Raw genomic sequence first — 4422 nt, forward strand, 5'->3', positions numbered from 1 at the left:
CGCCCCCGCCTGTCACGGCGGGAGCCACCCTCCTGAATTCAAAAACTACAAAAAAAGGGGCGATTTACATGAGCAACAAGAACACCGTTGTAACCCTGGCGCTGGGCGCCATTGCACTGAGCACCCAGGCCCACGCCGATTTCCTGAGTGACAGCAAGGCAACCCTGGGGATGAGGAATTTCTACTTCAACAACGACAACCGCGACGGCCCGGCCGCGCCGTCGAAAACCGAGGAGTGGGCGCAGGGTTTCATGCTCGACTTCAAGTCGGGTTACACCGACGGCATGGTCGGCTTTGGTGTCGATGCGCTCGGGCTGATGGGGATCACGCTGGACAGCGGCAAAGGACGCCACGTCGGCAGCAGCATGATTCCGTCGGACAGCGACAACAGCGCAGTCGATGAATGGAGCCGGCTGGGGTTGACCGGCAAGGTCAAGGTCTCGAAAACCGAGCTGCGCCTGGGCACGCTGATGCCGAAACTGCCGATCCTGGTGTCCAACGACGGGCGCGTGCTGCCACAGACATTCGACGGCGGCCAGATCACTTCAAGCGAATTCAAGGACCTGACCCTCACAGGTGGCCGCATCGAACATGCAACGGGCCGTGGCTCAAGCGACCGGACAGGCCTGGCGGCCACCGGCGGCACCCGTGAAAGCAACGCCTTCGACTTCGCCGGCGGCGACTGGAAAATCACCAAGGACCTGACCGCCCAGTATTACTACGCCAACCTCGACAACTATTACACCCAGCAGTTTTTCGGCCTGTTGCACACGCTGGCGATCTCGGACAATCAATCGCTGAAAACCGACCTGCGCTACTTCAAGACCGATTCGTCCGGCGCCAACAGCTCAGGCACGTCCGGCTACCGAATCAGCGGCTACACCGAAGGCGCCGATGGCGAAATCGACAACCGGACCTGGAGCGCTGCACTGATCTACACCGTCGGTGCCCATGCACTCACCGCCGGTTATCAAAGCGTCTCCAGCGGCAGCAACTTCACCCAGCTCAGCCAGGGCAACCTGCCCAACAAAGGTGCGGGCGGCGCCAGCCTTTACCTGTACACCGACCGCCTGATCCAGACCTTCACCCGCGCGGGCGAGCGCACGTCTTTCGGTCAGTATGCGTATGACTTCGCCGGTATGGGTGTGCCTGGTTTGAAGGCTTCGGTCATCTACCTCAGCGGCGATAACATCAAGACCGTCACCGGCGACACCCAGAAGGAATGGGAACGGGATTTCGGCCTGGATTACACGATTCAATCCGGCGCGTTCAAGGGTGTCGGGTTTGGCTGGCGCAACGGCAAGTCCAACAGCGAAGCGAGCCGTGATCAGGATCAGAACCGTTTGATCGTGAACTACAGCATTCCGCTGCTTTAACGCGTACCGGTTCGCAGGGATGCGACCCCTTATAGAATCGAGCGAATGGTGCCGCCCTCGACGCGCATGGCCATGCCATTGAGCGCCGGTGACGCCGCCAGATGCAGCACGCTGCAGGCCACTTCTTCAGGCTCGATCATGCGCCGGATCAACGACGTCGGTTCGGTATCGTCAAAGTAATCGTGGACCACCTGCTGCGGGGTGATGCCTTTCTCGGCAGCGATTTCGCGGTGGTAACGCTTGACCGCCTCGGTGTAGGTCGGCCCCGGCAGGATCGAGTTGACCCGCACGGCGGTGCCTTTGGTGAGTTCGGCCAACGCTCGGGAAATCCCCAGCAGGCAGGTTTTCATCGCGCCGTAATGAACCATCCACGGCTGTGGCTTGACCGCGGATTCACTGCTGATAAACACAATCGAACCGTGCCCGCGTTCGAGCATCTGCTTCATGACCAGACGCGTCATGCGCACACCGCTCATGACATTGACGTTGAAGTAATGAAACCACTGGGCGTCGTCCGTTTCGAAAAAGTCCCGGACCTCGAAGATGCCGACATTGTTGATCAGGAAATCAATCGGCCCGGACTCAAGGGCCAAGGCCACCAGACGTTCCGCCGCGCCTTCCTGGGTCAAGTCTGCCACCAGCCCTTTGCTGCACTCACCCAGTTCTGCGACGGCTGCGTCGACCTCTTCCGCCAACAGCCCGCTGATGACCACGTTGACGCCTTCAAGGATGAAACGCTGGGCGATGGCCTTGCCGATCCCCGTCGCGCCGCCGGTGATCAGCGCGGTTTTTCCAGTCAGTTGATAGTCCATGAACAGCCCTGGTTTGTTGTTATACGGACAATCGTGCCCCAGGCCTGGCGTGAAGACTTTCAAGGGTTGCTGAAGACTGATTCAGCAAAAAACCGAAACCGCGGGGTTGTGTTGCAATCAGGGCGAGGTCAACTGCGGCCCGATTCGCTCCAGCAGAAAATCAATGAACACCCGTACGCGATGGGGCAATTGCTGCCCCGGACCGATGAACACGGCGTGAATCGCCTCGGTTTCACCACTGTCGAATGCCTCCAGCAGCGGTACCAGACGCCCCGCTTCGATGTCGGCGCTGATGTGGAAATTCGCCAGCCGGGCGATCCCTAATCCGGCCAGCGCCGACTGACGCATGCTCTCGCCGTCACTGAGCAGGACATTGCCCTTGGGCTCGATCTCGATGCGTTGAGCGTCAGCGCCGCGAAAAACCCAGGCCTGGGAATGGCGATGAAAACCAAAACTGAGGCGGTTATGCCGCTGCAACTCCTCCAGGGTTTTCGGCTGTCCCCAGCGGGCGAGGTAACCCGGTGAGGCCACGGTGATCTTGCGGCTTTCACCCAGGCGTCGCTGGACCAGGCTCGACTCTCTCATCGGGCCGGTTCGGATCGCGACATCCGCGCGTCGCTCCAGCAGGTCCACTACGGTGTCGGTCAGCTCGACGTTCAGCGTGATGTCCGGGTAGGCCGCAAGAAAATCCGGCAGCAGCGGCAACAGGCAATGCAGACCGAACGGCAGGTTGGCATTTACCTGAATCAGCCCGCTAGGCCGGGTCACGTTGGCGATATCTCGCTCGGCGGAATCGATCAGTTCGAGAATCCGCAGGCATTCGTTGTTGAACCGCTCGCCTTCCGCCGTGAGCTCCAGACGCCGCGTCGAACGATGCAACAAGCGCGCACCCAAGCGTGCCTCAAGACGCGCAATCAGTTTGCTGACCGCCGAGGGCGACATGTCCAGGCGTCGTGCGGCTTCAGAGAAGGTGCCTGCGTTGACGACCCGGGTGAACACTTCCATCTCGCCGGAGCGATTGATGTCTTTGATCGTTAGCATGAACTTGATTCACAGATACTTGTAGTTCCAGCAGTCTAGCTCATATACGGAGTGGATCGTATCGTGACCGGATTCCTTGACCAGGAATACCTGCGCCTTCCATTTAATGCGAGGCCGGGCATAACTCAAAGATGCAAGGGAGATAATCCATTGAAAATTTTCGTTACCGGCGTGACCGGTTACATCGGCGGTTCCGTGGCCAAATACCTGGTGGATGCGGGCCATGAAGTCAGCGGCCTGGTGCGTAACCCGGAACACCGCGCAGCGTTGCAGGCACTGGGCATCACCCCGGTACTCGGCACCCTCGATGACGCTTATATTCTCAGCGAACAGGCGCGCGCTGCCGACGCGGTGGTCAACGCCGCCAACTCCGACCATCGTGCTTCGGTGGAAACGTTTATCAGCGCCCTGAGCGGCAGCGGAAAAGTGCTGTTGCACACCTCCGGTTCGAGCGTGGTCGGTGATGATGCTCGTGGCGCCTATGAACGCCCGGACATCTTCACTGATGAAACGCCGTTCACGCCGATGGACATCCGCAAGGACCGGGTCGAGATCAATCAGCTGGTGCGTAATGCCGGCGTTGAGCTGGGTATTCGCAGCATCGTGTTCTGCCCGACCATGATTTATGGCGAGACGTTGGGCGTGCCGGCGAAAAGCGATCAACTGCCGAAACTGTTCGCTCAATCGCGCAAGTATGGCGCGGGGGCTTACATGGGGGCCGGGGTGCATCGCTGGTCCAACGTGCACATCGAAGACCTGGCGGAGTTGTATCGTCTGGCTATCGAGAAGGCGCCTTCTGCTTCGTTGTTCTTTGCCGAGAATGGCGAGGCTTCGTTTATCGAGATTGCGACGTCGATCAGCAAGTCGTTGGGTTTTGGCGGGGCGATTCAGAGCTGGCCGGCGGATGAGGCGATCGCCGAGTTGGGGGATTGGGCGCGCTTTGCCATTGGCTCGAATAGCCGCGTGCGCGCGGTCAATGCTCGTGTGTTGCTGGGCTGGGCGCCGAAGCGGGAGTCGATTCAGCAGTGGATCGAGACTAGCGGTGTGCAGTGGTGATTGTTCGCTTTATGCGGTGATGCTGCTGGGTGTGTGCATATCCGTTTCTTCGGTAACGGCGGCTATTGGTTCCGCTCTTACAGCGGGTCACTTGGAAGAGCGCCAAGTAACCAAGCGCTCTTGCCCCTTTCGTTCGG

At 59.7% G+C, this 4422-nt stretch carries 4 protein-coding genes; 2 read left to right on the forward strand and 2 right to left on the reverse strand.

The genetic code is table 11. The features are described from left to right. Positions 1-68: 68 nt before the first annotated feature. Complete coding sequence (locus PMI32_RS00070) at positions 69-1376, forward strand: OprD family porin (protein ID WP_008035823.1); 1308 nt, start codon at positions 69-71, stop codon at positions 1374-1376. Positions 1377-1405: 29 nt separating this feature from the next. Here the strand turns inward: PMI32_RS00070 and PMI32_RS00065 are convergent, their stop codons facing one another. Then, positions 1406-2188 (reverse strand): SDR family NAD(P)-dependent oxidoreductase, encoded by a 783-nt coding sequence (locus tag PMI32_RS00065; RefSeq protein ID WP_008035824.1) that lies wholly within the window; start codon positions 2186-2188, stop codon positions 1406-1408. 117 nt (positions 2189-2305) lie between these two features. Then, positions 2306-3229 (reverse strand): LysR family transcriptional regulator, encoded by a 924-nt coding sequence (locus PMI32_RS00060; RefSeq protein WP_008035826.1) that lies wholly within the window; start codon positions 3227-3229, stop codon positions 2306-2308. Between the two features lie 150 nt (positions 3230-3379). On the opposite strand from PMI32_RS00060, the gene PMI32_RS00055 reads away from it, so the two are divergent. Continuing rightward, entirely contained in the window at positions 3380-4285 is a 906-nt protein-coding gene (locus PMI32_RS00055) for an NAD-dependent epimerase/dehydratase family protein (protein ID WP_008035828.1), read from the forward strand. Positions 4286-4422 lie beyond the last annotated feature (137 nt).

It is taken from the genome of Pseudomonas sp. GM60, assembly GCF_000282415.1.
In the GTDB taxonomy this organism is placed as follows: domain Bacteria; phylum Pseudomonadota; class Gammaproteobacteria; order Pseudomonadales; family Pseudomonadaceae; genus Aquipseudomonas; species Aquipseudomonas migulae.

What these genes read in the sequence shown, in the direction of transcription:
- PMI32_RS00065 (WP_008035824.1), bottom strand. Translation starts at nt 2,188, where the DNA reads ATGGACTATCAACTGACTGGAAAAACCGCGCTGATCACCGGCGGCGCG.
- PMI32_RS00060 (WP_008035826.1), bottom strand. Translation starts at nt 3,229, where the DNA reads ATGCTAACGATCAAAGACATCAATCGCTCCGGCGAGATGGAAGTGTTC.
- PMI32_RS00070 (WP_008035823.1), top strand. Translation starts at nt 69, where the DNA reads ATGAGCAACAAGAACACCGTTGTAACCCTGGCGCTGGGCGCCATTGCA.